At 53.9% G+C, this 672-nt stretch carries 1 protein-coding gene; it reads left to right on the forward strand.

Annotated features, from left to right (window positions below; all coding sequences use genetic code 11):
* Positions 1–672: hypothetical protein (locus I2484_RS21200; protein WP_207153000.1), on the forward strand; the 672-nt coding region annotated here is incomplete at both ends.

Genomic DNA, 672 nt, shown 5'->3' on the forward strand with positions numbered 1-672 from the left:
CGGATCAACCGGAGCAACCGGAGCAACTGGAGCAACTGGAGCAACCGGAACAACCGGAACAACAGGCGATACTGGGGCAACTGGTGATACAGGTGCAACCGGAACAACTGGTGAAACTGGAGCAACTGGAGCAACTGGAGCAACTGGAGCAACTGGTGAAACTGGAGCAACCGGTGAAACTGGAGCAACTGGATCAACCGGAACAACCGGAGAAACTGGATCAACTGGAACAACTGGTGAAACTGGAGCAACTGGTGAAACTGGAGCAACCGGTGAAACTGGAGCAACTGGTGAAACTGGAACAACCGGTGAAACTGGAGCAACTGGTGAAACTGGAACAACCGGAACAACCGGAACAACCGGAGCAACTGGAGCAACCGGAACAACTGGAGCAACTGGTGAAACTGGATCAACCGGAACAACAGGCGATACTGGAGCAACCGGTGAAACTGGAGCAACTGGACCAACTGGTGAAACCGGATCAACCGGATCAACCGGATCAACCGGATCAACCGGGACAACTGGAGCAACTGGAGCAACTGGAGCAACTGGTGAAACTGGAGCAACCGGAGCAACCGGAGCAACTGGAGCAACTGGAGCAACTGGTGATACAGGTGCAACCGGAACAACTGGTGAAACTGGAGCAACTGGAGCAACTGGTGAAACTGGAGC

It is taken from the genome of Sporosarcina sp. E16_8, assembly GCF_017347095.1.
In the GTDB taxonomy this organism is placed as follows: domain Bacteria; phylum Bacillota; class Bacilli; order Bacillales_A; family Planococcaceae; genus Sporosarcina.